Genomic DNA, 26,422 nt, shown 5'->3' on the forward strand with positions numbered 1-26,422 from the left:
CACGGAGATTCACCCCCATGCCGTCCGGCACTCAACTCGTCCGCGCACGCGGTGCGTTCCCCATCTTGACACCGCATTGGTCTGGTCCAACGATGTTCCCCGCGCAAGAGCCCCCACCTCAGTGCACGACATCGGCCACCGGGAGCCTCCGTGAGACGACTCATATCCCTCCGTACCGTGACGGCCGCAGTGGCCACCACGGCCGCAACCGCAAGTCTGGTCCTGGGCGGCGGCAGCGGCACGGCGCGGGCAGCCGCACCTTCGCTGCCGCCGCACGTCTTCGCGCCCTACTACGAGACCTACACGCCGGGAAGCCCCGCCGCGCTCTCCGCCCAGTCGGGGGCGAAGTACCTGACACTGGCGTTCCTGCAGACCGAGGCCCGGGGTTCGTGCACCCCGTACTGGAACGGCGACACCAACAAGCCCGTGTCACAAGCCGTGTTCGGCTCCGACGTGAGCACCATCCGCGCGAACGGCGGCGACGTCATCCCGTCCCTCGGCGGATACGCCGCCGACAACGGCGGCACCGAACTCGCCGACAGCTGCACGGACGTCGACAGGATCGCCCAGGCCTACGAGAACGTGATCACCACCTACGGGGTGACCCGCCTGGACCTGGACATCGAGGACAACTCCCTGACCAACACGGCCGGAATCGACCGTCGCAACAAGGCCGTCAAGCAGGTGCAGGACTGGGCCGCGAGCACGGGCCGCACCGTGCAGTTCTCCTACACCCTGCCGACAACCACGCACGGCCTGGCCGACAGCGGCCTCGCGGTGCTCGACAACGCCGTAGCCAACGGCGCCCGCGTCGACGTCGTCAACATCATGACCTTCGACTACTACGACGGTGCGACGCACGACATGGCCGCCGACACCGTCTCGGCGGCCGACGGGCTGCACGACCAGCTGGCGCAGCTCTACCCGGACAAGTCCTCGGACGCACTGTGGGCCATGACCGGCGTGACGGAGATGCCGGGCATCGACGACTACGGGCCCGCCGAGACCTTCACCGTCCAGAACGCGGCCAAGGTGGCGGACTGGGCCGCCTCACACGGCGTCAACACCCTGTCGTTCTGGGCGCTCCAGCGGGACAACGGCGGCTGCCCGGGCACCAAGGGGTCGGACACCTGCTCCGGACTGCAGCAGGGCACCTGGGACTTCAGCCACGCCTTCGCGCCCTTCACCGGCACGGACGCAACGGACCCATTTGAACGACAATAGTTTTAACGGTTGCGCAAGTCGTTAACTGTAGAGTCTGCCCCACCGCTTTGGCTGTTCCCCGCGGCGAATCCGGAGGGCGTGACCGTGAGAACCTCGCTCGTGCATGCACAGGCCGCTGCCCGTCGGCCCGCCCTGCGGGCCTTCGGCCGCGCCTCGCCGCTGTGGCGCCTGGACTGGATCCTGCTGGGCGCCGTGGTGACGCTCGGCTCGATCGGCGGGCTGCTGACCTGGTCGGCCACCATGCACCGCGAGGACGTCACGGGCACGGACCCGCACACCTACCTCAAACGGCACCTGCTCAACCTGCTCATCGGGCTCGTCCTGTGCCTCGCCCTCAGCATCGTGGACTACCGCCGGCTGCGCGGCTACGCCCCGGTGTTCTACGGCGCCGCACTGCTCTTCCTCGCCACGGTGCTCACCCCGCTGGCGAGCACCATCAACGGCGCCCACTCGTGGATCGTGATCGGCGGCGGCTTCTCCCTGCAGCCCTCGGAGTTCGTCAAGCTCGCCCTGGTCGTGATGCTGGCGGCACTGCTGGCCGAGGCGAAGGACGCGCGCGACACGCCCGCGCCGGGGCCGCGGCACATGCTGGCGGCCCTGGCCCTGTTCGGGGTGCCCGCCCTGGTCATCATGGCCAGCCACGAACTGGGCACCAGTCTGGTGCTGGCTGCGGTCACGGCGGGGATACTGTTCGCCGCCGGCGTCCCCGCCCGGTACCTGGCCGCGCTGGGAGGCGTGGCGGCGACCGTGGTCGCGGCCGTCTTCTCCCTGCACCTGCTCAGCGCCTACCAGTTGAACCGCTTCGCCGCCTTCGCCGACCCCGGGCTGGACCCGGGCGGCGTCGGCTACAACACCCATCAGGCCCGGATCGCCATCGGGGCCGGCGGACTGGTGGGGCAGGGCCTCTTCCACGGCAACCAGACCAACGGCGGTTTCGTCCCCGAGCAGCAGACCGACTTCATCTTCACCGTCGCCGGCGAGGAACTCGGCTTCCTCGGTGCGGGCGCCATCATCGCCCTGGTCGGCGTGGTGCTGTGGCGCGCGCTCGTCATCGCCCGCCGGGCCGGGGACATGTTCGCCATGCTGCTCGCCGTCGGCGTCGTGTGCTGGCTGGCGTTCCAGTCCTTCGAGAACATCGGGATGACGCTGGGCATCATGCCCGTCGCCGGCATCCCGCTGCCGTTCGTCTCCTACGGAGGCTCGTCGATGTTCGCCGTCTGCGGGGCCGTCGGACTCCTGCAGTCCATCCGGATCGACTCCAGACGGCCGCGTAGCGGTTAGCGTTCCACTGGGGTTCGGGGTTGTTCGGGTGCGGGTTCGTTGTGGCTGGTCGCGCCCACGCGGCGGAGCCGCATATGCAGTACAGCCTCGCGCCCCTTCGGGGGCGCCTGGTACGGCGCCTGGTGAAAGGAACGCTCATGCGGCACGTACTCGTCGCCGTCGTGGTGGTGGTGCTGGCTGCGGGGCCTGCCGCTGCCAAAGGCGCTATGGAGATCAGCGCCGCCGCGCACACCGTGCGCTCCGGTCAGGCCGTGCGGGTCAGCGGTGCGGGCGACGACGACGCTGCGCACTATCTGCAGGCCTGCGTCGAGGAGCGCGACGGCGGCCAGGATGCCTGGCGCATCGTGTCGTGCGGCAACCCGGCGAGCTCGGGCGCGGGGGCCAGGGTCGACACTCGCATCACGCCGCAGCGGCGCGGGACGGTGCAGTTCCGTGGCGTGCTGTACAAGATGGCCGGACCCGACGACAGGCACCCCAGTGTGCTGCGGACCTCACCCGTCACCACGGTCCGGGTGCGCTGACAGCCAGGGGCTGCGGGCGGCCAGGACGCCGAGGCCGAGGGCTACGAGGTGGCCCGCGTCGGCCAGTTCGTGGTCGACGGTCCAGGCGATCGTGAGCGCCGCGGTGAGCAGGCCGAGCCCGTAGCGCCGCGACCGTTCGCCGCCGACGGCGAGCAGGCAGGCGACGGTGGCCACCAGCCCGTAGCTGATGCCCACGTCCCGGGCCCGGCTGAGGGCGCCCGGCAGGTGGGCCAGGCGCATCAGCCACATGGCACCCTCGGTGAGCAGGGTCGCCACGAGGTGGCCGAAGAGGAAGATGCCCATCCCGCGCAGTGTTCCCCAGCGCCACTCGGCCAGGCCCACGGCCGCGGCCACCGCGGCGATGCCCAGCAGCGCGGGGACGCCGTCCACGACGAGCCCGCTGGCGAGCAGGGTCCACCACTTGCCCACCTTCAGGTGGTGCACATTGCTGCTGATGTGCCGTATGAACCGCGCCTGCCCGGATCTGGACTCGGTGGCCATCCAGCCGGCGGTGGCCAGCAGCACGGCCACGTACACCGTGGTCGCAGGCAGCCGCCGCAGCAGGTCCGCCGGACGGTTCTCCGCTCGCTGCACCGTCATTCAGGAGCCGTTCCGCACCGGGCCCGGGTGGACCCTTTCCAGGGCCTCCCAGCCCATGTCGCGCTCCCGCGCGGCCTCCTCCGCGCGCCCGCCGCCGCGCACCCCGAACAGCCGCTTGGCGAACAGCAGATAAACCAGGACCGCGACGTTGATCAGCAGGGTGAGGATCTTCGTGGCGCTGATGTGCCCGGTGAGCTCGTAGATCTCGGGCGCGAGCAGCACGGCCGTCGCCACGAAGGTGAGGTACTCGGCCCACCGCTTCGCCAGCCAGAGGCCGATCGCCTCGATCCCTTCGAGCAGCGCGTACGCCGCGACGACCGCGCCGATCACCCACAGCGTGGAGGTGTGGGCGGCGAAGGCCTTGTCCAGGTCCCCCAGGAAGCCGTGGCGGCCGGTTCCGCTCGGGCCGCCGACGCCGTTCTGCACGGCGTCGATGATCCGGTAGAACGGGCCCCGCAGCCGCTCCCGTTCGCGCGCGAAGGCGAAGACGGCAACGGCCAGCACGCCGAGGACCAGGAAGTGCACCAGCCGGTCGATGGCGATGAGCCGCAGGACGTAGCGGTCGCGCAGCGGACGGCCGCGCAGCGGGAGTTCGATCGTGTGCCGCTCCGGCACGGTCTGCGCCACGGGGCGGTCCGGGGTCGGCAACGGCAGCCAGGCGTCGCAGCGCAGGCAGCGGTGCCAGCGCATTCCGTCGGCCGTCTCACGCACCAGCAGCGCGTCTTCGGGACCCACCTGTGCGGCGTCGGTGCCGACGAGGCTGTGCCCGTGCAGGCCGCACCCGATCAGCTCGTACTGCAGCCGGCGCTTCTTGTGCCGTACCCCCGGAGCGGGCACCGGTCCCTGCTCGTGCGTCACCTGTCGTCCTCCTCCCGGTGCACGCCCCCGCGTCGCACCCCTGCCTCATGCTCCCGCGCCCGTCAGGGGACTTGACCAAACTTCACCACCAGAGGGTGTTTCCATGGTTTCCCCTTGGCGTGAACTTGGCCGAATACGGCCTTTTCTTGTGCGTTGGCAAAGAGAACGAACCCGCCGAGTGATCCTTTTTCGCCGCCCCTACGCTGAACGTCCGTGGCAGTGGCAAACCTTCCTGAGCTCACGCCCGGGCGCATGCTCGGGACGTGGCAGGCCGATCCGTTCGGACTCGTGGCCGTCGTCGTACTGGGCGGGCTGTACGCGTGGGGCGTCGCCCGGGTGACGCGGCGCGGGGAGCGCTGGCCGGTCGCCCGGACGCTCGCCTTCGCGCTGCTGGGCCTGGGGACGACGGCCGTCGCGACCATGTCCGCGCTCGCGGTGTACGACCGGGTGCTGTTCTGGCCCGCCGCCGTGCAGAACATCCTGCTCGATCTGATCGCCCCGCTGGGCCTGGCCCTCGGCGACCCGCTGGCGCTGGCCCGGCGGGCGCTGCCCGCGCGGTCCGGGGAGCGGCTGGAGCGGGCGCTGCGCAGCCGGCCGGTGCGCACGCTGACCTTCCCGGTGCTCAGTACGGTGCTGGTCCTGGCCAGCGAGCTGAGCATCTACTTCACCCCGTACTTCGAGGCCGCCCTGCGGCACGAGGCCGTGCACCAGGTGATGTACCTGCAGCTCGTGCTGACCGGGTGCCTCTTCGTGCTGCCGATGCTCTCGCACGAGGAGATGCTGCCCTCGTGGTGCGGGCATCCGGTGCGGGCGCTGTTCGTCTTCGTCGACGGGCTCGTCGACGCGGTGCCGGGCATCGTCGTGATGACCAGCAGCACGCTGATCGCGGGCGGCTGGTACCGGGCGCACGCGCCGGAGTGGGGGCCGGGGGCCGAACGGGACCAGGCGATCGGGGGCGGGCTGATGCTCACGATCGCGGAGCTGGTGGGGCTGCCGTTCCTGATCGTGGTGTTCGTGGAGTGGGTGCGCGCGGAACGCGGCGCCACGGCGGCGCTGGACCGGAGGCTGGACGAGGAACTGGCCGCTGCGGCCGCCCCTCAGCCCGCGGCGGCGGATGCCGGCGCCGAGGCCGCCGAGGCGGCAGCGCCGGGGCCCGAGATGATGCGGCCGTGGTGGGAGACCGACCAGGGCGCGATCGGGGACCGGTTCCGGCGGGGACAGGGCTGAACGGGTCCGGGGTGTGAACCCCGGACCCCTTTTTTCATGTGCCCTGTTTCATGTGCCCTGCTTATTCACGTGCCCTGCGGACCGGCGTGCTGCGCCGACTCGATGTTGTCGTGCAGGTCGTGCGTCGCATCCGCAGCCGCGGCGCCGGAGGCGAGGAGGCAGGCGGCCAGCAGGAGCGCCACGGCCCGAGCCGTGCGGCCCGCCGGGATGGTGCGGGTCGCGGCGGGAGCCGCCAGGAGGGCCGCGACGCGGCGGGGCACGGGGCCCGCCGTCGCGGCCAGGGCCGTCGCGGGGCGGTGGCGGGACGGGGCTGCGGAGGCGGCCAGGGCCGCGCGGCCGACCGCGCGGGCGGCCAGGCTTCGGTCGCCGACCGCGGCGGCGGCCGCCTCGTCCGCCCAGCGCTCCAGCTGGAAGGCCAGCGGCGCGCGCAGGGCACGCAGGGCCGGATGCAGGCACCCGGCGAGCTCCGCGCAGAGCAGCAGCAGATGGTGCCGCCCCGCGAGGTGGGCGCGTTCGTGGGCCAGCAGCACCGCGCGCTCGTCGGCGTCCAGGCTGCGCAGCATCCCCGCGGTGACGACGACCCGGCCGGGCCGGCCGGGCAGGGCGTAGGCGTCCGCGGCCTCGTCGGGCAGCACCGTCAGGTCGCCCGCGCTGGAGCGGCCCGCCGTCTCCGCCCCGGCGCGCAGCAGCTGCCGGACGTGGCGCAGGAGGGTGCGGGCGGTGTCCACGGCCACGGCGATGGCGGCCGCGGTCGCGGCCAGCCCGAGCGGGACGGCGAAGGCGGGGTCGTGCGGCAGCAGGGCCGCCCTGACGTGGCCGAGCGCGGCCACGAACGGCAGGTGCAGCAGCGCGGCCACGGTCAGCAGGGCCAGGGCCGCGGCGCCGAACACCCCCAGGGCGGCCGCGGAGGCGGCCAGCAGCAGGGCCGCGGCGCGCGGCGGCAGCAGTCCCGCCAGCCTGCGGGCGGCGGGAACCGCGAGGAAGGGCGCGAGCAGCGGCGCCCAGACGGCCCAGATCATCCCGGCTCCCCGGAGCCGTGGGCCCGGCGCAGCAGGTCGCGCAGGAGCGCCTCGTCGTCGGTGGAGAGCCGGGAGACGAAGCGGGCGAGCACGCCGGGCCGGTCGGCCTCCTTGTCCAGCTCGCTGTGCATGCGGTGGGCGGCGAGGGCCGCGTGGTCCTCGACGGCCGGGCTGTACGCGTAGGCGCGCCCGCTGCGGATGCGCCGCACGGTTCCCTTGTCGTGGAGCCGGGCCAGGATCGTCGCCACGGTCGTGCGGGCCAGCGGGCCGCCGAGCGCCAGCTGGACCTCGGGCGGGGTCAGCGGGCCGTCGGCCGCCCAGAGTGCGGAGAGCACTGCGGCCTCGAGTTCGCCCGCCGGGCGGCGTATGGACTCGGTCACGGGAACCGCTCCCTCCCTGGAATCGTCTACAGTCACGTAGACCGTCTACGGGATTGTAGACAGTCGGGGCCGTTCGGCCCTGCCCTCGATTATGGGAGGCCTCGCGCTCGTGCCCGCACCCCCCGTGGCCACCTTGGCCGTCAATGTCCTCGATGCGTCCTCGCTGCTGGCGGCCTTCGGGGCGCTCGGCATCGCCGTCGTCCTCTTCGCGGAGACCGGGCTGCTCGTCGGCTTCTTCCTGCCCGGCGACTCGCTGCTGTTCACCGCCGGCCTGCTGTGCCGGCCGGGAGCGCACTCCGGACCGCACCTGGACCTGGTGCAGGTGCTGGCCGCGGCCGTCGTCGGGGCGCTGGCCGGTGCCCAGTGCGGTTACGTGCTCGGCCGGCGCGGCGGCCGGACGCTGCTCTCCCGCTCCCGCAACAAGCGCCTGCACGAGGGCGTGGAGCGGGCCGAGGAACTGCTGGGCAGGTACGGACACGCCCGCGCGATCGTGCTGGCGCGCTTCGTGCCCGTGGTGCGCACGGTGCTCAATCCGCTGGCCGGGGCACTCGGCATCGCCCCCCGGACGTTTGCCCTGTGGCAGGTGGCCGGAGGTACGGTCTGGACGGTCGGGCTGGTCCTGGGCGGTTACGCAGCGGGCTCGGCCATTCCGAACGTGGACCGCTACCTGCTCCCCGTCGTCGGCGTTGTAGTGCTGCTGTCACTGCTGCCGGTCGGCATCGAGCTGTTGCGCGGCCGTCGCCGGGCCGCAGCCGGGGCGGCGTCGGCCGCCTCGGGGAGCACGGACGGACAGTAACGACAGAAATGACGGGAATGACTGCAACAAGCATCGGTTTGGCGGCGGGCACTGCGCCTGCCTTCGACGGCTCCGGTATCGACGGCAGCATCTACACGGACGTCACCGAGGAGGCCCGGCACGCCCCCGCGGTACTGAACGACGTCATCTCCGCCTGGACCTCCTACGGCCTGGCCCTGTTCGCCGTGCTGATGCTCCTGGCCTGGTGGCGCGCACGGCGACTGGACGCCCCGGTGATGGCCCGGGCGCTGGCGGTGCCCGTGGTGGTGGTCGCCGTGTTCGGGGTCGACATGGTGCTCAAGTCGCTGGTGCAGGAGGACCGGCCGTGCCGGTCCCTGCCGGGCAGCTTCACGCTGGAGGCCTGCCCCGCGCCGGGTGACTGGTCCTTCCCCAGCAACCACTCGGTGATCGCCTTCTCCGCGGCGGCGGCCCTGTGGATGATCGACCGCAGGCTCGGGGCGATCGGACTGCTCGCGGCCGTGGCGATGGGCTTCTCCCGGGTGTGGGTGGGCGCCCACTACCCGCACGACGTCGTCGCCGGCGCGCTGGTCGGCATCGTCCTGGCGCCGATCCTGACGCTGCTGGCGACGCGGGCCGCGCCCTGGGTCGAGCGGGCGCGCGGCGGACCGCTGCGGCCTCTGCTGACCGCCACGGCGTGACGCGTCCCCCGGCCACGGCAGCCCCGGCTGCCGTGGCCTTCGCATGTGCGGCCCTGGGTCTGGCCGCCCTGACGGCGGCGGTGGCCGTCGCGCACGGCGCCCCCTTGGCCGTGGACACCGCCCTGCACCGTGCGGCGCTCGCCCACCGCAGCGGCGCCGTGAACACCGCGGCGAAGGCCCTCACCTCGACCGGCACGGGCGCGGTGCCGTACCTGCTGACGGCGGTTGCGGGCTGGATCGCGTGCCGGCCGCACACTGCGGCGCGGCGCCGGGTGCCGGTGGTGTGCGCCGCGCTGGGGGTGCTGCTGCTCGGTCAGCTGGCCCGCATGGCCGCGCGGGACGCGGTCTCCCGGCCGCGGCCGGCCGCCGCCGACTGGGTCACCCAGGCCTCCGGCGCGGCCTACCCCTCCGGGCACTCCGCGACGAGCGCGCTCGTCGCGGGGCTGCTGGCCTGGGCGGTGCTCCGGGCGCTGCCGGGGAGTGCGGGCCGGGCCGCCGCCGTGTGCTGCGGGCTGTGGGCAGCCGGGGTGGGGGCCACGCGCGTGTACCTGGGCGTCCACTGGCCCACCGACGTGGCCGCGGGCTGGCTGTTCGCCGCCTGCTGGCTCGTACCGGCGCTGCTGCTCCTCAGGCGTGCGGCCGACCGTTAGGGCGTGCCCGGCGGATCTTCGCGCCCCGTAGGGGCGCGGGGAACTGCGCGATCGGCCACGACGCGCCTGCAGTCGAGGTCTCCCAGCTACCTCCCCCAGGCACCTCCTGGGGGTACCCCCAGGAGGTGCCCCCAGGGGCTTCGCCCCGGACCCCTGGGTCGTGCGTCGGCTGCAGGCCGGTGGGGGCTGGTCGCGCCCACGCGGCGGAGCCGCACAATGTCACAGCCCCGCGCCCCTACGAGGCGCCTCAGCACTGCAGCGGATACGGCACCCGGTCTCCGACCGGCCCCGTGTTGCGGCACAGGTGGTAGCCCTGGTCGTGGAGGTCCCCGATGACGCCGGGGAGGGCGTCGGGGAAGTTGCTGAAGAGGTGGCCGAGGATCACGCCGTTGTGCTTCTCCTCTGGGGTGGCGTTGCGCACGTTGTTCCGGATGGCGTCCACGCTCGTGAAGTTGCCGCCCGGCTTCTCCCAGTCGTGGGTGTCGATGGTCCAGTTGCAGATCCGGTAGCCCATGTCGGCGGCGACGTCCTGCTCCCGCTCCCCGGCGTCCCCGTAGGGCGGGCGGAGCACGTTGCTGGGCAGGCCGCCGGTGATCTCGTCCTTCAGCGCCTGGTCGGAGAGCGAGGTCAGCTTCGCGTGCGAGAAGGAGTGGTTGGCCACCCAGTGCCCCTGCTGCCGCAGGGTGGCGACGATCTGCGGGTACCTGGCGGCGAACTGGTTGATCAGGAAGAAGGCGGCGCGGATGCCCTGCGACTGCAGCTGCGCCCCGACGCGCACGGCGCGGTCCGGGTCGTTGTAGGCCCAGTCGTCCAGGGTCAGCAGGATCCGGTTGGAGGTGTTGCCGCAGCGTTCGCGGTCGTAGACGCCGTCCGGTTCCGTGGCGTTCTGGTCCGAGCCGTTGCGGGGGGCGTCGTCCGGACCGCCCGTCCTGCGTATGCCGGCCGCCCGCTGGGCGTTGCGCCCGGTGCAGGCGGCTCCCGGGCCCTTCTTGCCGCACTCGGGCGGCGGATCGTCCAGCGAGGTGGCCGCGAACGCGGAGCAGGTGACCAGCACGGTGAAGGCGGCGGCCGACTTCACCGGCGGGCGCCGGCGGCGCCGGTGCCGTCCGCTGCCTCTCCGAAGGGCTGCACGGTATCCGGACATGCGCGACTCCTCACGGGTGACGGACCGCCAGGCGCTCGGTCCGCACCGCACCCGGGGCGCCCGGGCACGGACGGGGCGCCGTGCCCGGGCAGACACACCGAGCAGATTGGGTGATCTTCGCCCCCACACTCCCGGCAGCCGCCGCCCCGCGCAACCGCGGGCCCGTGCGTCGCTGGGCCGCCCGGGTGGCCTGTTCGGCGTGTCGGGTGACAAGGCGACAAATCGTCAGACAGCGGAATCGTCAGGCAGCGGTCCCGGGGGGCGCGGCGGCGGGGATGTACGCGAGGCCGTGGGCCCCGGCCTCGCCCTTGCGGTCGATGTCGAGGGTGGCGAGCACGCGCAGGTCCACCAGGTCGACCACGGTCACGGTCGAGGACAGCACGGCGGAGACGTAGGCGCGGGTGCCGTCGGGGGACGAGGTGATCGTGAGGGGGAACCGGCCGACGGGGACCTGCCCGGCGGGCTCGAGGGTGCCGGGTGCGAAGCAGGTGAGCACGCCGTCGGTCTGCGCCCCCAGGACGCCGCCCTTCCCGGGTGCCACGCGCAGCTCGCCCGCGAGGAGCGCGCCGGTCGCCGTGGTGTGGACGGGGAAGACGATGCCCTCGGTGGGGATCGTGCGGACGACCTCGGCGGTGGCGGTGTCGACGACCCGGATGCCCGGCTGCACGGCGGGCGGGGAGCCGAAGTCGCCCTTGGGGGCGGCGACGTAGACGTGGGCGCCGTCCCGGGAGACGTCCAGCCCCTCGCTTCCGGCCACGGGGATCCGGCCGGCGAAGGCGTCGCGTTCCAGGTCCACGACGGAGACGAACGGCGCCTCCTTGTTCGTCGCGTACCCCCGGCGCCCGTCCGGGGTGACCGCGAACCAGTGCGGGCCGTCGGCCATGACCGGGATCCGGCCGATCCGCTGCCGGGTGCGGGTGTCGAAGACGAGCACGCCGCCGGGGGCGTCCGCGGTCGCCTCGACGCTGACGTAGAGCCGGCAGCGGGCGCGGTCGAGGGCGAGGCCGTGCGGTGCGTGGTCGGGGGCGGTGTCCAGGACGTCCACGACCGTGCGGGTAGCGACGTCGATGACGCTGACCTGCCGGGCGCGGCCCTCATGGGCGCCGTAGTAGCCGGAGACGTACGTACTGGCGCAGTAGAGCAGGCGCTGGTCCGGGTCGAAGCACAACTCGTGGGGGTTGGAGGGCACTTCGACGACGTCCAGCCGCTGATGGGTGACGGCGTCGAAGAAGGTGACGGTCGGTCCGGTCTGGCTGACGACGGCCAGCAGGTCGCGTCCGGGTGCGGAAGTGGTGCCGTTGTGCGGCGTGTTGGGGGTCATGCGGTCATCTTCGGCCGCGGGGAGGCATGACTCCAGTGCAAGGTAGGCAAACGAGGATTGCACGGAACTCAAATAACCAGGTGGGGCGGTAACTTCACGCCTCGGCGGATGACCTGTGTCACATGGGTGACTCGTCGGGGAACACCCGGGTGACGACCGTGCCGTCCCGCGTCACATGGCCGTGCACCATGCCCTGACTGCTGTACGGAGCCGCCAGCGCACCGCGCGCGTCCAGGGCGATGACCCCGCCCGTGCCGCCCAGCGGCGGCAGCCGTTCCATGACGACCTCGTACGCGGCCGATGCCACGTCCCTGCCCCCGAACTCCACCAGGTGCACCACGGCCACGGCCGCCGCGCCACGCAGGAAACCCTCGCCCTTGCCGGTGGCGCTCACGGCGGCCGTGCCGTCCTGCGCGTACGTTCCGGCTCCGATGACGGGCGAATCCCCCACGCGGCCGGCCTGCTTGCCGGTCATGCCCCCGGTGGACGTCGCCGCGGCGAGGCCCTGTGCGTCGTCGAGGGCGACGGCGCCCACGGTGCCGGTGATGCTGCGGTCCGCCGCCGCCCCCGCCTTCGCCCTCATCAGCTCGTCCCAGCGCTTCTGCGTCCTGAAGTAGTCCTGGGTCACGGGCGCCAGGCCGCTGCGCTCGGCGAACTCGTCGGCGCCGCGCCCCGCGAGCATCACATGTCTCGTCCGCTCCATCACCAGGCGGGCCGCGGAGACGGGGTTGCGCACGTGCCGCACGCCCACGACCGCCCCGGCGGCCAGGTCCGTGCCGCGCATGACGGAAGCGTCGAGCTCGTGCGCGGCGTCCTCGGTGAACACCGAGCCGCGGCCCGCGTTGAACAGTTCGTCGTCCTCCAGCACGCGCACCGCCGCCTCGACGGCGTCCACGCTGCTGCCGCCGCGGCGCAGCACTGCCCAGCCTGCCTGCAGGGCGTCGGCCAGCCCGGTGCGGTAGGCCCGTTCGGTCCGGGCGTCGGTGGTCCCGCGACGCAGGGCGGTGCCCGCGCCCCCGTGCACGGCGAGGGCGACATCAAGGGCGTCGGGTCGGCGAGTTGCGGCAGGGCGCATGCCTCGACCCTGGACACCGCGCACCGCGGTGTCCATACGGCGTTCGCGCCATGTGCGGGATCAGCGGGTGGTGTAGCCGCCGTTGACGAAGAGGGTCTGTCCGTTGAGCCACCAGCCGTCGGTGAGCAGGAACTTCACGTACGGCACGATGTCCTCGATCTTCGTCAGTTCGCCGTTCATGGACGAGGACTTGTGGAACGCGACGGAGTCGTCGCTCTCGGCGGGGTAGAAGAACGAGGTGTCCATCGGGCCCGGCGCGATGTTGTTGACCGAGATGTTGCGGCCGAACAGCTCCTTGGACAGGGCGCGCGTGAAGTGCTCAACGGGCGACTTGCTGCCCGCGTACACGGAGTAGAGGCCGGTGTAGGCGGCGAGCAGCGAGGTGACGATGGTGACGATCTTGCCGCCGTCCTCCATCCGCTTGGCCGCCTCCTGCATCATGAAGTACGCGGCCTTGGAGTTGACCGCGAACATCCGGTCGTACTCCTCCTCCGTGACCTCCGTCATCGGCTTCTTGATCACCATGCCGGCGGTGTTCACCATGCAGTCGACCTTGTCGAAGGCGCCGACCGCCACCTCGAAGAGCCCCTCGACCTCGGACACCTTGGTCAGGTCGGCCTCGTGGACGATCGCTTCGCCACCCGCCGCCTTGACGGCCTCGGCGGTGCGCTGCGCGCCGTCTTTGGAGGACGGGCTGTTGTAGTGGACGACCACCTTGGCGCCGTCCGCCGCGACTTCCTTCGCGATGAGACTGCCGAGGTTCCTCGATGCGCCGCCGATGACGACGACCTTGTCCTTGAGCGTGTGCGTGGGCATGTGCCCCTCCTCGAAGAGGGTGACGAGGGCAGGCCCACCCTATGAGCACATATCGGGATCTGCATGTCCGCATCCGCATGTCCGCGTACGTGCCGGCGGGCGGACCCCACCGCCCGCCGGCCGCCCCCACCCTCCCGGGACGCGGAACACCCCTGGGGTCGTCTGCGGCACCCCCGAGCCGCACACACCCAGAGTAGTCGACCGATCACCTTGGGTGCATTCCACCGAAAGAGTGAGTCACCGAAGCGGAGTCCGGGTGAGTCCGGCACCCGTGGCCGGATCTCACCCACGCGCCGAATCCCGCTCAACCCACGGGCAGTTGGCGGTGTCTGCTGTAACGGCACACCCATGTGTCACCGCGATCGGAGAGGCAGGACCGCATCGATGCGCAAACAGACCGTAGGCCGAGCCCTGGCCGCAGCAGTGGTGTCCGCAGCGCTGACCGCCACCACCCTGACCACCACGGCCTCGGCCGCGCCGGCCGGCTCGCACGACGCCACCCAGGCCGCGATGGACGCCCAGGTCGCAGCCGGTGTGCCGGGAGTCCTCGGGGAGACCCGGAACGGCCGGGACGCCTGGCACGGCTCCTCCGGCGTCGCCGACCTCACCACGCACCGCCCGCGCCTCGCCCAGGACCGCTTCCGGGTCGGCAGCATCAGCAAGGCCTTCACCTCGACCGTCCTGCTGCAATTGGAGAGCGAGGGCAGGATCGACCTGGACGACACCGTCGAACAGTGGCTGCCGGGCGTGGTCGACGGCAACGGCAACGACGGCAGCCGCATCACCGTCCGCCAAGTCCTCAACCACACCAGCGGGATCTTCAACTACACCGAGGATCCCGCCATGCTCACCCGGATCTCGAAGGACTTCCTCAAGCTCCGCTACGACACCTACACGCCACGGCAGTTGGTGGACATCGCCGTCGCCCACGCGCCGTACGCCGCGCCCGGCGAGAAGTGGCACTACTCCAACACCAACTACATCCTCGCCGGAATGATCGTCGAGAAGGTGACCGGCCGCTCCTACGCCACCGAGATCCGCGAGCGCATCATCAGGCCCCTGCACCTGAACGGCACCGCGCTCCCCGGCACCTCGCCCCGGATGCCCGGCCCGCACGGCCGGGCCTACAGCAAGCTCCTGGACCCGAAGCCCGACGCGAAGATCTACGACGTGACCGAGCTCAACCCCTCCTGGGGCGGGTCCGCGGGCGAGATCATCTCCACCACCGGCGACCTCAACCGCTTCTACCACGCGCTGCTCGGCGGCAAGCTGCTGCCGGAGAAGCAGCAGCAGGAGCTGACGACCACCGTGCCCACGGACGAGAAGAACCTCGGGCACTACGGGCTCGGCGTCTCCTCCGCCACGCTCCCCTGCGGAAAGGTCCTCTGGTTCCACGGCGGCGGCATCCACGGCTCGACCTCCATGGCCGCCTCCAGCGCGGACGGCCGCCACACCGCCGCGTTCAACTTCAACGGCGACTGGACGGGTGACACCACCGGCATGCTCCTGGCCGAGTACTGCGGCACGACGAAACCGGCCGACGCGGGCGCGACGCGCAGCGCCCTGAACCGGCTCGCCGCACTGCGCTGACCCCGGCGACGGGCGGCACGGGCCGACGGGAGACACCGCCCGTCGGCCCGATCAATGTGTAATCGGAAGAGCGACGGTCCAGAATCTCTGGGCGGAGTGTTGCGGAGGAGCCGGTATGCAGAGAGCACAGCGGGAGCGGGCGGAGTCGGCGGCACGGCAGGAGGCCGCCCAGCTCACCGCGCAGGACGTGCACGGTGTCGCCCTCACCTGGGTCGACAACTCGGGCCTGACGCGGGTCAAGGCCGTCCCCGTCTCCCGGCTCGCGCACACCGCCCGGTGGGGCGTGGGCATGTCACCGGTCTTCGACGTCTACCTCACCGACGACTCCTCCGTCATGAGCCCCCACATCGGCGGCCCCGACGGGGACCTGCGGCTCTTCCCCGACCTGGACCGGCTCACCCTGCTGGCCGGGCAGCCGGGCTGGGCCTGGGCGCCCGTCGACCGGTACGAGCAGGACGGCCGCCCGTACGCCGCGTGCCAGCGGCAGTTCGCGCGCCGGATGACCGACCGCGCGGCGGAGCGCGGACTGCGGCTGAGCATGGGCTTCGAGACCGAATGGGTCGTCACCCGCGCCGGCGCACCGGGCCCCGGGCCCGCCTACGCGGGCACCGGCCCCGCCTACAGCATGGCGCGTATGGTGGAGCTCTCGGACTACCTGCGCGACCTGCTCGAAACCTTCGCGGCACAGAGCATCGACGTGCTGCAGCTCCATCCCGAGTACTCCCCCGGGCAGTTCGAGGTCTCCGTCGCCCCCGCCGACCCGGTGGGCGCGGCCGACCTCGTGGTCCTCGTCCGCGAGACGATCCGGGCGGTGTCCGCCCGGCACGGCCTGGACGCCGGCTTCGCGCCCGTGGTCGAGGTGGGCAAGGTCGGCAACGGCGCACATCTGCACTTCAGCCTCTGGGAGGACGGCCGGAACCTGTGCCGGGGCGGGGACGGCCCGTACGGCATGACGAAGGTGTGCGAGTCCTTCATGGCCGGCGTGCTCGCCGAACTGCCCGCCCTGATGCTCCTCGGAGCCCCGTCGCCCGCCAGCCACCTGCGGCTCGAACCCTCGCGCTGGGCAGGGGTGTTCCAGTGCTGGGGGCTGGAGAACCGGGAGGCCGCCCTGCGCTTCATCACCGGCGCCCCGGACCACGCCTCGGGCGCCAACGCCGAGGTCAAGTGCTTCGACGCGGCCGCCAACCCGTACCTGGTGGCCGGCGCCGTGACGGCCGCCGGGCTCGCCGGCATGGACGCGGCACTGACCCTGCCGCCGCCCGTCGCGGGCGACCCCGTCGCCGCCGAAGGGCAGCAGCGCCTGCCGGCCACGCCGGACGAGGCACTGGAGCACTTCGAACGCTCGTCACTGCTGCGCGAGACCCTCGGCGAACCGCTGTTCCAGGCCATCCTCGCCGTGCGCCGGGCGGAGGCGGAACAGTACGCCGGCGCCGCCCCGCAGGACATCGCCGACGCCGTCCTCCGGCGGTACTGAATGACCACGCCGCACCCGTCCCCCCTGGTGGACCAGCACTGCCACAGCGTGCTCCGCGACGACCCCACCGCGGACACCTTCGCCGCGTACCTGACCGAGTCCGACGCGCCTCCCGCGCCCGGCACGACCCACCTCGACACCCAGCTCGGCTTCGCGGTGCGCCGCTGGTGCCCGCCGCTGCTCGGTCTCGAACCGCACTGCCCGCCCGGCCACTACCTCGACCGCAGGCGGGAGTTGGGCGCCCACGAGGTCAACCGCCGGCTGCTGGGGTCCACCGGGATCACGGACTACTTGATAGACACGGGACTGGACGGCGGTCTTCTGGACCTGCCCGGGTTCGCGGCGGCCGGCGGCGCCGCCGTCCACGAGATCGCCCGGCTGGAGAGCCTGGCGGAGCGCACCGCCGACACGGCCGGCAGCGCCGAGGCCTTCGCCGACGGCCTGGCCGGCGTCGTCCGGGAGGCGGCCCGCACCGCCGTCGGCTTCAAGTCCATCGCCGCGTACCGCCACGGCCTCGACCTCGACCCCGCTCCCCCGTCCGGGGCCGAGGTCCGCGCAGCGGCCGGCCGCTGGCTCGCCGGCCGTGCGCCGGGCGGCCGCCTGACCGACCCCGTCCTGCTGCGGCACCTGCTGTGGTCGGCCGCGGAGACCGGACTGCCGCTCCAGCTGCACACCGGATTCGGCGACCCGGACCTGCGGCTGCACCGCTGCGACCCGCTGCTGCTCACCGACTTCATCCGGGCGGTGCGCCCGACGGGCTGCTCCGTGGTGCTCCTGCACGGCTACCCGTACCTGCGCAGCTCGGGATACCTCGCCCACGTGTACCCGCACGTGTACGCCGACGTCGGGCTGTCCCTCAGCTACACCGGGGCCCGGGCGCGCGCGGTCCTGGCCGAGGCGCTGGAGCTGACGCCCTTCGGCAAGCTGCTGTTCTCCACCGACGCCCACGGCCTGCCCGAACTGTTCGTCGTCGGCACCGAGCTCTTCCGCCGGGGGCTGACGGGCCTGCTGGCCGAGTGGACGGCCGAGGGCGCCTGGTCCGCGGCCGACGCCGAGCGGGTGGCGGCCATGGCCGGCGGCGGCAACGCCCGGCGCCTGTACGGCCTGGACGATTGACGGGCGCACGCCGTCGTTCGGGTGAAGCCCCCGCCGAACGGCCCCGCCCGGCCGCCGTCCGCCCGTAGCGTCGCGGCGGACCGGGCAGCGGAGCGGCAGCCGAGGAGAGCCATGCGACGTCCCATCCGGGCCCTGGAGGCCCTGGCCCTCGCCGGCCTGCTCACCGCCGTCACCCCTGCGGACGCCCGCGCGGCCGGCGGCACGTTCGTCTACTCCACGAAGCAGGGCACGGAGCGGCATTCCCTCACCGACCCGGTGGACGGCCGGTGTTACCCGGTCGGCGAGGCGGCCGGCGTCACCGGCAACGAGACCGACCACGACGCCTACCTCTACGACACGGAGGGCTGCCGCGGCGCCGCCGTGTACTTCCCGTCCCGCTGGTACGGGTACGAGACCTTCCACAGCGTCATGTTCGTGGCCCGGTGCGCGGACCGCACGCCGGTCGTGCGCGGCCGCACCGCGTTCCGCTGAAATCGCACTACCCCTTTCGCTAATCTGGTCGGCCGAGCCGCCTACGCGGGAGGGACCCATGAGCACTGGCCGGCCGTGGAGCATCGAGCGCATCCGCGAGGCCCTCGGCAGCCCCGATCTCGCCCAGCGCTTCACCGACGAGATCGGCAGCGCCCCGGCGCACCGGGTACTGGCCGTGTTCGCGAAGTGGCAGGGCATCGCCGAGCGCACCCTGGTCGCGGTCGAGCGCGGCCGGCAGGCCGCCGCGGCCGAGGCGGCGGGCCGCGAGGTGCCGGGCGAGTGGATCGACATCACCCGGAAGGTGCAGGAGGAAGCTGCGCTGATTCGCTCCCGCGGAGCGGCCTGCGGCTGACACCCTGGGACGGTGTACGCGCTCAAGTACGACGCGACGATAGCTGCCGTCTGGGACGCGCTGCCGCAGGCCGTGAGCGAGCAGCTGAACGACGGTCTCGCCGCGGCCTGTGCGGATCCGCTGACCGCGACCGTCCCGTACGGCGAGGACGACGGGATCATGCGCATGCTCGTCCTCGACGAGGTCTTCGTCGTCATCTATCTGGGTCATCAGACGAAGACCCTGCATATCTATCAGATCGACTACCTGGGCTGACCCTTCTCCAGGAAGAGCGTCAACACCTCGACGGCCCGGTCGAGTTCGTCCTCGGTGTTGTAGTAGTGCGGTGAGAACCGCACCAGCGGGTGCACGCCGCGGTCCTCGGTGTCGAACGGCTCGGAAGCGGGCACCGTCGTTCTCACGTTGACGCCGTGCCGGGTCAGTGCGGTGGCGACGTCCTCGGTGGGGATGCCGTCGACCTTGGCGGTGACGATGGCGCAGCGCCGGCTGCCCAGGTCGTGCGTGGTCACCCGGGGCACGGCGGCGAGGCGGCGGCGCAGGTGCTCGCCGAGGGCGGCGGTGCGCCGGCCGATGTTCTCCGGCCCGAGCCGCAGTGCCTGGTGGACCGCGCTGCCCAGTCCGAGGACGTTCGCGTGGCTCATCTCCCAGGTGCCGAAACGCCGGACCCCCTGGTGCCAGCTGAAGCCCCGGGCGCCGTCCCAGGTGGCGGAGCCGATCTCGGCGACGTGCGGGGCGAGGTGCTCCAGCATGCCGGTGCGCACCCACAGGAAGCCGGTGCCGCGCGGGCCGCGGAGGAACTTGCGGCCGGTGGCGGCCAGCATGTCGCAGCCGATCGCACCGACGTCGACGGGGAACTGCCCCACCGACTGGGTGGCGTCCAGCAGGAACGGCACCCCGGCCCGGCGGGTGATCGCCCCGATCTCGGCGACCGGGTTGACCAGGCCTCCCCCTGCGGGCACATGGGTGACGCCGACGAGCTTCACCCGCTCGTCGACGAGGGCGGCCAGCGCGGCGGTGTCCAGAGCGCCGGAGGAGTCGTTGGGGACCACCACGACCTCGGCCCCGGTGCGCTGCGCGGTCTGCAGGTAGGCCAGGACGTTGCTGCCGTATTCGGCGCGGCCGGTGAGGATCCGGTCGCCGGGGCCGAAGGAGAGCGCGCAGAAGGCGGCCTGCCAGGCGTGGGTGGCGTTGTCGAAGAGCGCGACCTCCTCGGGGCGCCCGCCGACGAGGGCCGCGATGTCCTCGTACGTCGCCTCGACGGCCCGCCGTTCCTGTGCGGCGGCCTCGTATCCGCCGATGCGGGCCTCGAGTTCGAGGTGGGAGACCACGGTCTCCAGCGTCGGGCGGGAGAGCAGGCCGCTGCCCGCGTTGTCGAGGTGCACGCGGTGGGCGCAGCCGGGGGTGTCACGGCGCAGTGCGGCGATGTCCATGCACCGACCATGCCGGGTGCTCCACGGGGGCGGGCACCCCGACGCGCCGCCGGTCGCAGGAGGTTTCGGGGCGGCGGCGAGAATGCACCGGACAACACCGTTTTCGGAGGGACTGGTTCACCATGCTCGCCATACGTACATGCGGTCGACTGTCCGCCCCGGCCCTCGCCGCCGCGATGACGCTCGGAGCGGCCCCGCCGTCCCCTGCGCCGGTCACCGCCGAGGTCTCCTACACCGCGCAGGAACGCCAGGAGGCTCTCTCCTACTGGACGCCGGAGCGGATGAAGGAGGTCGGCGGCACCGTGGACCTGGGGCCGACCGGGCCGTTGACGAAGACCTGGAAGGGGGCGCCGGTGAAGACCGTCGGGCGGCTGTTCTTCGTCAACGCCAAGGGCGCCGACACCTGGTGCACGGCCACCGCCGTCAAGAGCGGCAACCGCTCGGTCGTCATGGCGGCCGGGCACTGCGTGCGCCTCGGGTCCTCTCCGTACAACACCTACATGAACCTGGTGTTCGCCCCCGGCTACGCCAAGGGGAAGGCGCCGTACGGGGTGTTCCCGGTGCGGGCCACGGTGACGCCCGCCTCGTGGGCGCAGAATTCGGTGAACGACGTGTCCGCACTGGCCGTGGACCCGGTGCAGGGCAAGGCGCTCACGGACGCGGTCGGCGGCCGGCCGGTGGCGTTCGGCCACAGGCCCGGCGGCGACGTCACCGCCTTCGGCTACCCGGCCTCGACCCCGCAGCGTGGTGAGGAACTGCTGTACTGCGCGGGCCACACCAAGGCCGCGCCGGACGACGAGATGAGCATCCCGTGCGACATGACGGGCGGCTCCAGCGGCGGCCCCTGGCTGGCGGACTTCGACGCCGCGTCCGGCCTCGGCACGCTGGTGTCCGTCAACAGCCACGGCGATGCGCTGGAGCACAGCACGACCATGTCCGGCCCGGTCCTCGGTGCGACGGCCCGTCAGGTGTACGACCGGGCGCAGCGCTCCTGACACCGGCTGAGGGGTGGCACTGGTACCACCCCCGGAACGGATACTGGCGGGATCGATCGGGAGTCCCCCGGACGGAAGGATCGGTGTTGCAACCGAAACCGTCCCAGGAGGAACGATGTTGAAGATCCGGAAGTCCCGGCGTACCGCTGCCGCCGTGTCGGGCGTGGTCACGGCGGCCGTGGCGGCCGCCGTCCTTCCGGCGTCCGCCGCACTCGCCCGCACGCCCGCCGCCCCCTCCGTGCCCTCCCGCTACGCGTCCCAGAAGCTGGACTGGCAGTCCTGCGACCAGGGCCTGGAGTGCGCCTCGATGGCCGTCCCGCGCGACTGGCACCACCCGGACGCCGGCCCGGACCTCACCATCAAGGTCTCCCGGCACCGGGCGGACGACCCGGCCAAGCGGCGCGGCGTGCTGATGATGGCGGCCGGCGGGCCCGGCGGCACGGGTCTGATGCGGCCCGCGGGCTTCGTCAAGGGCGCGCCCGCCCTGGGCGCCGCCTACGACGTGGTGAGCTTCGACCAGCGCGGCGTCGGGGAGAGCACCAAGGCGACCTGCCAGACGGACGCGGAGTTCAAGGAGTTCTTCTCCGGCGACTTCCGGGACCGCTCCCCCGCCGACGTCCAGCGGGTGCTGAACTCCTCCCGCAAGTTCGTGAACGACTGCGAGCAGCGCAGCAACGGGCTGCTGCCCTACCTGACCACCGAGCAGACGGCCCGCGACATGGACCTCTTCCGCTCCCTGCTCGGCGAGGAGAAGATCTCCTACTACGGGCCCTCCTACGCCACGATGATCGGCGCCTACTACGCGACGCTCTACCCGCAGCACGTCGAACGCGCCGTCCTGGACAGCAACATAGCCTTCCAGGGCACTTGGGAGGAGTTCGAGAAGGGCCAGCCCGCGAGCTTCCAGCGCCGCTTCGAGCAGGACTTCCTGCCGTGGCTGGCCAAGTACGACAACGTGTACCACTACGGGCGGACGGCAGCCGAGGCCAAGGCGAAGTGGGAGCAGCGGCGGCAGGCGCTGCACGACCACCCGCTGACGGTGGGCTCCCTGACGCTGGGCGCCAACCAGTTCGACAGCGGCACGATCCAGGCGATGTACTCGGCCGACGACGGCTTCCCCGCGCTGGCCTCGTCGCTCGCCGCCCTCGACCACTGGGACACCGCGAACGCGGGCGAACAGAAGCTGGTGGGACGGCTGTTCGGTTCGTACCTCAACCCCGGCTTCCTCGCCGAGTTCTTCTCGGTGACCTGCAACGACACTCCGTGGACGAAGAACATGCAGTACTGGGTCGACCGCAGCGCCAAGGACACGAAGAACCTGCCGCTCATGGGCGCACGTTCGCTCACCTTCGCCTCGGTGTGCGCGTACTGGCCCACGTCGCACGCGCCCGAGGTGAAGGTCACCGGCAAGGGGCTGCCCACCACGCTGATGCTCAACTCGGTGCACGACCCGGCCACCTACTACGAGGGCGCGGTGCGGGCCCACCGTGCGCTGCGCAACTCCCGTCTGGTGACGGTCACCGGCGGCGGCGACCACGGCCAGTTCCTCAACAAGAACGCCTGTGTGGACGGCATCGTCGACGACTACCTCCTCAACGGCAAGGCCCCGGCGCACGACACCACCTGTGAGACCAAGCCGCTGCCCGTTCCCGCGGGCGCAGCGGCGAAGTAGCCGGGCCCGGCGCCGACGAGGCGGCCCCGCACCGTATCCGGTGCGGGGCCGCCTCGTTGACTTGGTCAGGGCAGCGGGAGGGCCGGACATGCGCATCCAGATCATCACGGCGGGCACCACGGGATCCGTCGCTCCGTACACCGGCCTCGGCCACCGGCTCGTGGCCGAGGGGCACGACGTGGAGATCGCCACGCATCCGAAGTTCGCGCCGATGGTGACGTGCTGCGGCAGGCTGCGGATGCGTGCCCTGGAGGCGGACCCGTTCGAGGAACTGATCGGCGCGCACAGCCGGTTCCGGGGTGCGCAGCGCTCACCGGGCGCGGTCCTCGGGCTCGCCCGGGCGACCGAGCGGGCCGCGCTGGCGCTCGTCGACGGCATCCTCGCGGCGGCGGACCCCAAGGCCGACGTGTTCCTGCTGTCGACACTGGCCGCGCCGATCGGCCGGGTGGTCGCCCAGTACCACTCCGTGCCGAGCATGGGCGTCTTCCTGCAGCCCGACGTCCCCACGGCCGCGTTCCCGCCGTGCACGAGCCCCTGGCGGCCGCCGGGGTACGGCAACCGGCTGCGCGGGCGCGCCGCCAACGCCGTGCTGGACGCCCTCTATTCCGCCGCCCACCGCAATCTGCACGCCCGGCTCGGGCTGGCGCACCGCAGCGGTCACCGGCTGCGGCAGGAGCGCGAGCGCAGCCGGTGGCTCATCTGGCACGGGTACAGCCCGTCGGTCGTGCCCCGCCCCGCGGACTGGCGGCCCGGGCTGAAGGTCGCCGGCTACTGGTGGCCGCACGAGTGCCCGGGCTGGGAGCCCCCGCAGCAGGTCGCGGACTTCCTGGCGGCCGGCCCGCCCCCGGTGTTCATCGGTTTCGGCAGCATGATGCCCGGCGATCCCGAGCGGCTCGGCGCCGTCGCGTCGGCCGCGCTGCGCCGGGCCGGGCTGCGGGGCATCGTGCAGTCCGGCTGGGCCGGGCTCTCGGTGCAGGGGGACGACGTCCTCACCGTCGGCGCGCTGCCGCACGGCTGGCTGATGCCGCGCACGGCCGCCGTGGTGCACCACGCGGGCGCCGGGACCACGGCGGCGGGCCTGCGGGCCGGGGTGCCGGCGGTCCCGGTGCCGGTCTTCACGGACCAGCCGTGGTGGGCCGCGCGGCTGACCCGGCTGGGCGTGAGCCCGGGGGTGCTGCCGTACGAGCGGCTGACGGCCGCCCGGCTGGCGGAGGCGCTGCGGCGGGTGACGGCCGAACCCCGGTTCGCCCGGCGGGCGGTGGGGCTGGCCGGCCGGCTGGGCCGGGAGGACGGGGCGGGAGCCGTCGCCCGGGCCGTCGCGGAGACGGCCCGGTGACGGAGCACGGGCTGTCGGGCCCACGGTCGCGCGGCAGCCGGAGAACCGCGAGACGAGGAGACCCGTGACATCCCCAACCCAGCTGCCCGCCCTGGTGGCAGCCGGTGCCGCACGGCAGGCCGCGGTGGACATGCCGCCGCTGGACGCCTGGCTGTTCCGGCATCAGAGCGGCGGCGCGATCTGCATGACCGCTGCCGTCCTGGCCTGGTTCGAGGGCCCTCCGCCGACGCTGTACGAACTCCGGGCGCGGGTGCGGCAGCGCTGGGCGGTGCACGAACGGCTGCGCCTGACGGCCGTCGAGACCCCCGCGTGGCCGCAGTGGGTGCCGGGCCCGCAGTGGGATCCCGCGCACCACGTGGCCGCCCACGACACCTCTCCCGCCGCGCTGGAGACCCTCGCGGCCCAGCTGCTCGCCCACCCCCTGGGCCCGGCCCGGCCGCCCTGGCAGCTGCATCTGCTGCCCGCCGAGAGCGGGTTCGCCCTCTTCCTCCTCTCCCATCACGCCCTGCTCGACGGGGTGTCGCTGGTCACGCTGCTGCGCTCGCTGCTGGACGCCCCGGCGGCGGTGCCCCGGCCGCGCTCCCCGGGCGGTGCGGCGCCCCCCGTCCCGTCCCGGCTGGACCGGGTGCGGGCGGTGCTGGACGTGCTGCCGCGGGCGCGGCCCCTGCCCTTCCACGGTCCGGTGGACGCGCGGCGCGCGGTGTCGTGGAGCCGGGTGCCGGTGTCCGAACTGAGCACGGCCCGCGATGCCCTGGCCTCCGGGCGGGCCTCGGCCAACGCGGTCTTCCTGGCCGCGGCCGCGGGCGCCCTGCGCACCGCGGGGCTGACCGGGCGGGTGTCCCGGCTGCCGGGGGTGTGCGCGATGGTGCCGGTGGACGTCCGGGACGGCTCCGGGCCGGTGGTGCTGGGCAACCACTACGCGACGGTCCGGGTGCCGCTCCCGGCGGGCGGGGGTCCGCGGCAGCGGCTCGCCTCGGTGGACGGCTTCACCCGGCGCGCGGCGCTCAAGCAGCGGGCGCAGGCCCAGGCGCGGCTGGTGGCCTCCCGGCCGCAGCGGCACGGCCGCTTCGACGCCCTGCTCGGCCGCTATGCCGACTCCCCGCTGTTCTCCTCGCTGCTGTGCACCAGCGCGGCCAGCTATGCGGGACAGCTGACGCTCGGGCCCGCGCGGTTCACCGCGCTGGCGGGGCTGCCCCCGCTGAGCCCGGGTCACCCCCTCGCGATGTCGATGCTGCTGCACGACGAGACCGCGGTGGTGACGGTCGTCACCGATCACGGTCACCGCCACCTGGCGGCGCGGCTGCCCGGTCTCATCCGGGAGGAGATCGATGCGCTGCGCGGCTGAGCCGGACGTCCGTTCCCCGAAAACCCGGGCTGCGGGCGGCACATGGGCAGTAACGTCAAGCCACCGGCTCTCGTTCCCCCTGGTGAATCCCCCCACGAACGGAGACCGGCCGTGACGACGCGTACCGCACTCTTGGAAGAGGTCATCCCGCTCACCCTCCACGGTTACGCGTACAGCGGCCGCATCGTCCACCGTCCGGACGCCAGAGTGGCGCCCATCGTCCTGGTGGGCGGGGCCTTCCAGCACCAGAACGGGTGGGGCCGGGTGGAGCGGGCCTTCCTGGAGGCGGCGAGTGTGATCACCGTGGACCTGCCGGGCTGGGGCAGTGCGGACCGGCTGCCCGCGCGGTACGGATTCGACTTCCTGGCCGAGGCGCTCGACCAGCTGTTGTCCAAGGTGGCTCCCGGCCCGGTGAACGTCCTGGGCACCTCGTACGGCAGTGCGGTGGCTCACCAGTGGGCGTGCGAACACCCCGGGCGGGCCGAGCGGGTGGCGCTCGTGGGCACCATGGCGCATCTGACGGACCATGCGCGGGCGCGGGTGTCGCACCTGCTGCGGCTGGCGGAGCACGGCAGCCGGACGGAGTTCGTCAACAGCGTGCTGCACACGATGGTGTGCTTCTCGCCGCGGGCCACGGTGCTGCGCCGGCCCACCGTCGTCCGGTGCCTGACCCGTGCGCTCAACGAGCTCACCGCCGACGACGTCGCCAAATACCGGGACAACACCCTGCGGCTGCTGATGCATGCGGAGCTCCCCCGTGGCTATGCCGTCCGCGCCCCGGTGCTCGTCGCAACCGGCGAGCACGATCCGCTGACCACTCCGGCGCTGAGCCGGGAGGCCGCAACCCGGTGCCCGGACGCCCGGTTCACCACGCTCAAGGACGCGGACCATCTCGTCCATCTCGAACGGCCCACGGAGATCGTGGATCTGCTGATCCGCTTTTTCTCCGGCGAGTCCCTCGCCGGTCTCGACTACTGTCACCCGGTCGAGTATCTGCGGCAGCAGTCGGGCGGGACGCTGCCCTCCCCCCGTCCCTCGCACGGCAGTTGAGCGCCCGGCCCTCCTGGTGA

The 26,422-nt window shown here is 72.8% G+C and carries 26 protein-coding genes and 1 pseudogene; 18 read left to right on the forward strand and 9 right to left on the reverse strand.

Annotation, left to right across the window (positions count from 1 at the left end; genetic code table 11):
• Positions 1-189: 189 nt before the first annotated feature.
• The 3 genes and pseudogenes from ACMATS_RS04770 to ACMATS_RS04780 all read left to right on the forward strand — a co-directional run.
• A pseudogene (locus ACMATS_RS04770) lies at positions 190-1,191 on the forward strand (chitinase); the annotation flags it as partial.
• Between the two features lie 117 nt (positions 1,192-1,308).
• The gene (gene rodA, locus ACMATS_RS04775; protein ID WP_390778685.1) at positions 1,309-2,505 is read left to right on the forward strand and encodes a rod shape-determining protein RodA; all 1,197 of its coding nucleotides are present in this window, start codon (positions 1,309-1,311) and stop codon (positions 2,503-2,505) included.
• A gap of 137 nt (positions 2,506-2,642) precedes the next feature.
• Complete coding sequence (locus ACMATS_RS04780) at positions 2,643-3,026, forward strand: hypothetical protein (RefSeq protein ID WP_390778684.1); 384 nt, start codon at positions 2,643-2,645, stop codon at positions 3,024-3,026.
• Here the strand turns inward: ACMATS_RS04780 and ACMATS_RS04785 are convergent.
• Positions 2,997-3,626 carry a rhomboid-like protein gene (locus tag ACMATS_RS04785; RefSeq protein ID WP_390778683.1) on the reverse strand — a complete coding sequence of 210 codons (630 nt, stop codon included), beginning with the start codon at positions 3,624-3,626 and terminating at the stop codon, positions 2,997-2,999. The two genes, ACMATS_RS04780 and ACMATS_RS04785, sit on opposite strands and share 30 nt — an antisense overlap.
• Entirely contained in the window at positions 3,627-4,484 is an 858-nt protein-coding gene (locus ACMATS_RS04790) for a DUF2127 domain-containing protein (protein WP_414166997.1), read from the reverse strand.
• Between the two features lie 219 nt (positions 4,485-4,703).
• Here ACMATS_RS04790 and ACMATS_RS04795 point away from each other — a divergent pair, with 219 nt between their 5' ends.
• Positions 4,704-5,711, forward strand: a complete 1,008-nt coding sequence (locus tag ACMATS_RS04795; protein WP_414170657.1) for a cytochrome c oxidase assembly protein — start codon at positions 4,704-4,706, stop codon at positions 5,709-5,711.
• Between the two features lie 65 nt (positions 5,712-5,776).
• On the opposite strand, the gene ACMATS_RS04800 is transcribed toward ACMATS_RS04795, so the two are convergent.
• Positions 5,777-6,730 (reverse strand): M56 family metallopeptidase, encoded by a 954-nt coding sequence (locus tag ACMATS_RS04800; protein WP_390778681.1) that lies wholly within the window; start codon positions 6,728-6,730, stop codon positions 5,777-5,779.
• On the reverse strand, positions 6,727-7,110 hold the full coding sequence (locus ACMATS_RS04805) for a BlaI/MecI/CopY family transcriptional regulator (protein ID WP_336412279.1): 384 nt from the start codon (positions 7,108-7,110) through the stop codon (positions 6,727-6,729). Before ACMATS_RS04805 ends, ACMATS_RS04800 begins: the two co-directional genes overlap by 4 nt.
• Before the next feature lie 91 nt (positions 7,111-7,201).
• Between ACMATS_RS04805 and ACMATS_RS04810 the strand changes: the two genes are divergently transcribed.
• Genes ACMATS_RS04810 through ACMATS_RS04820 form a run of 3 tightly spaced genes read left to right on the forward strand, consistent with a single transcriptional unit; the run spans position 7,202 to position 9,215 of the window.
• The gene (locus tag ACMATS_RS04810; RefSeq protein WP_390778680.1) at positions 7,202-7,906 is read left to right on the forward strand and encodes a DedA family protein; all 705 of its coding nucleotides are present in this window, start codon (positions 7,202-7,204) and stop codon (positions 7,904-7,906) included.
• 17 nt (positions 7,907-7,923) lie between these two features.
• Positions 7,924-8,565 carry a phosphatase PAP2 family protein gene (locus ACMATS_RS04815; RefSeq protein WP_390778679.1) on the forward strand — a complete coding sequence of 214 codons (642 nt, stop codon included), beginning with the start codon at positions 7,924-7,926 and terminating at the stop codon, positions 8,563-8,565.
• Positions 8,562-9,215 (forward strand): phosphatase PAP2 family protein, encoded by a 654-nt coding sequence (locus ACMATS_RS04820; protein ID WP_390778678.1) that lies wholly within the window; start codon positions 8,562-8,564, stop codon positions 9,213-9,215. The genes ACMATS_RS04815 and ACMATS_RS04820 overlap by 4 nt, the downstream gene beginning before the upstream one ends.
• A 247-nt stretch (positions 9,216-9,462) precedes the next feature.
• Here ACMATS_RS04820 and ACMATS_RS04825 read toward each other — a convergent pair whose 3' ends face one another.
• The 4 genes from ACMATS_RS04825 to ACMATS_RS04840 all read right to left on the reverse strand — a co-directional run bounded on the left by ACMATS_RS04825 (position 9,463) and on the right by ACMATS_RS04840 (position 13,571).
• A complete protein-coding gene (locus tag ACMATS_RS04825; RefSeq protein ID WP_414166998.1) occupies positions 9,463-10,359 on the reverse strand; it encodes a polysaccharide deacetylase family protein in 897 nt (298 codons plus the stop codon).
• 241 nt (positions 10,360-10,600) lie between these two features.
• The gene (locus tag ACMATS_RS04830) at positions 10,601-11,680 is read right to left on the reverse strand and encodes a YncE family protein (protein ID WP_414166999.1); all 1,080 of its coding nucleotides are present in this window, start codon (positions 11,678-11,680) and stop codon (positions 10,601-10,603) included.
• Positions 11,681-11,798: 118 nt separating this feature from the next.
• Positions 11,799-12,755 carry an isoaspartyl peptidase/L-asparaginase family protein gene (locus ACMATS_RS04835; RefSeq protein WP_414167000.1) on the reverse strand — a complete coding sequence of 319 codons (957 nt, stop codon included), beginning with the start codon at positions 12,753-12,755 and terminating at the stop codon, positions 11,799-11,801.
• 60 nt (positions 12,756-12,815) lie between these two features.
• Positions 12,816-13,571, reverse strand: coding sequence for an SDR family oxidoreductase (locus ACMATS_RS04840; protein WP_336412286.1), 756 nt, complete (start codon positions 13,569-13,571; stop codon positions 12,816-12,818).
• Between the two features lie 384 nt (positions 13,572-13,955).
• On the opposite strand from ACMATS_RS04840, the gene ACMATS_RS04845 reads away from it, so the two are divergent.
• From ACMATS_RS04845 to ACMATS_RS04870, 6 genes are all read left to right on the forward strand, one after another.
• Entirely contained in the window at positions 13,956-15,161 is a 1,206-nt protein-coding gene (locus ACMATS_RS04845; protein ID WP_414167001.1) for a serine hydrolase domain-containing protein, read from the forward strand.
• Between the two features lie 115 nt (positions 15,162-15,276).
• Positions 15,277-16,635, forward strand: coding sequence for a glutamine synthetase (locus ACMATS_RS04850; protein ID WP_391149306.1), 1,359 nt, complete (start codon positions 15,277-15,279; stop codon positions 16,633-16,635).
• The gene (locus ACMATS_RS04855; RefSeq protein WP_414167002.1) at positions 16,636-17,751 is read left to right on the forward strand and encodes an amidohydrolase family protein; all 1,116 of its coding nucleotides are present in this window, start codon (positions 16,636-16,638) and stop codon (positions 17,749-17,751) included.
• Between the two features lie 111 nt (positions 17,752-17,862).
• On the forward strand, positions 17,863-18,222 hold the full coding sequence (locus ACMATS_RS04860; protein WP_414167003.1) for a hypothetical protein: 360 nt from the start codon (positions 17,863-17,865) through the stop codon (positions 18,220-18,222).
• A 58-nt stretch (positions 18,223-18,280) separates the two neighbouring features.
• The gene (locus tag ACMATS_RS04865) at positions 18,281-18,574 is read left to right on the forward strand and encodes a hypothetical protein (RefSeq protein ID WP_390778670.1); all 294 of its coding nucleotides are present in this window, start codon (positions 18,281-18,283) and stop codon (positions 18,572-18,574) included.
• A 12-nt stretch (positions 18,575-18,586) separates the two neighbouring features.
• Positions 18,587-18,829: a hypothetical protein gene (locus ACMATS_RS04870; protein ID WP_390778669.1), complete on the forward strand. Its 243-nt coding sequence runs from the start codon at positions 18,587-18,589 to the stop codon at positions 18,827-18,829.
• On the opposite strand, the gene ACMATS_RS04875 is transcribed toward ACMATS_RS04870, so the two are convergent.
• Positions 18,817-20,004, reverse strand: coding sequence for an aminotransferase class V-fold PLP-dependent enzyme (locus ACMATS_RS04875; RefSeq protein WP_390778668.1), 1,188 nt, complete (start codon positions 20,002-20,004; stop codon positions 18,817-18,819). The genes ACMATS_RS04870 and ACMATS_RS04875 overlap by 13 nt on opposite strands.
• Before the next feature lie 122 nt (positions 20,005-20,126).
• On the opposite strand from ACMATS_RS04875, the gene ACMATS_RS04880 reads away from it, so the two are divergent.
• The 5 genes from ACMATS_RS04880 to ACMATS_RS04900 all read left to right on the forward strand — a co-directional run bounded on the left by ACMATS_RS04880 (position 20,127) and on the right by ACMATS_RS04900 (position 26,402).
• Positions 20,127-20,999 (forward strand): trypsin-like serine peptidase, encoded by an 873-nt coding sequence (locus tag ACMATS_RS04880; protein WP_414167005.1) that lies wholly within the window; start codon positions 20,127-20,129, stop codon positions 20,997-20,999.
• Positions 21,000-21,114: 115 nt separating this feature from the next.
• A complete protein-coding gene (locus tag ACMATS_RS04885; RefSeq protein ID WP_390778666.1) occupies positions 21,115-22,671 on the forward strand; it encodes an alpha/beta hydrolase in 1,557 nt (518 codons plus the stop codon).
• An 88-nt stretch (positions 22,672-22,759) separates the two neighbouring features.
• Positions 22,760-24,007, forward strand: a complete 1,248-nt coding sequence (locus ACMATS_RS04890; RefSeq protein ID WP_414167006.1) for a glycosyltransferase — start codon at positions 22,760-22,762, stop codon at positions 24,005-24,007.
• Between the two features lie 64 nt (positions 24,008-24,071).
• Positions 24,072-25,352, forward strand: coding sequence for a wax ester/triacylglycerol synthase domain-containing protein (locus tag ACMATS_RS04895; protein ID WP_414167007.1), 1,281 nt, complete (start codon positions 24,072-24,074; stop codon positions 25,350-25,352).
• Positions 25,353-25,463: 111 nt separating this feature from the next.
• The gene (locus ACMATS_RS04900) at positions 25,464-26,402 is read left to right on the forward strand and encodes an alpha/beta fold hydrolase (RefSeq protein ID WP_414167008.1); all 939 of its coding nucleotides are present in this window, start codon (positions 25,464-25,466) and stop codon (positions 26,400-26,402) included.
• Positions 26,403-26,422 lie beyond the last annotated feature (20 nt).

The sequence above is a fragment of the Streptoverticillium reticulum genome, from assembly GCF_047456005.1.
GTDB classification, from domain to species: domain Bacteria; phylum Actinomycetota; class Actinomycetes; order Streptomycetales; family Streptomycetaceae; genus Streptomyces; species Streptomyces reticulum.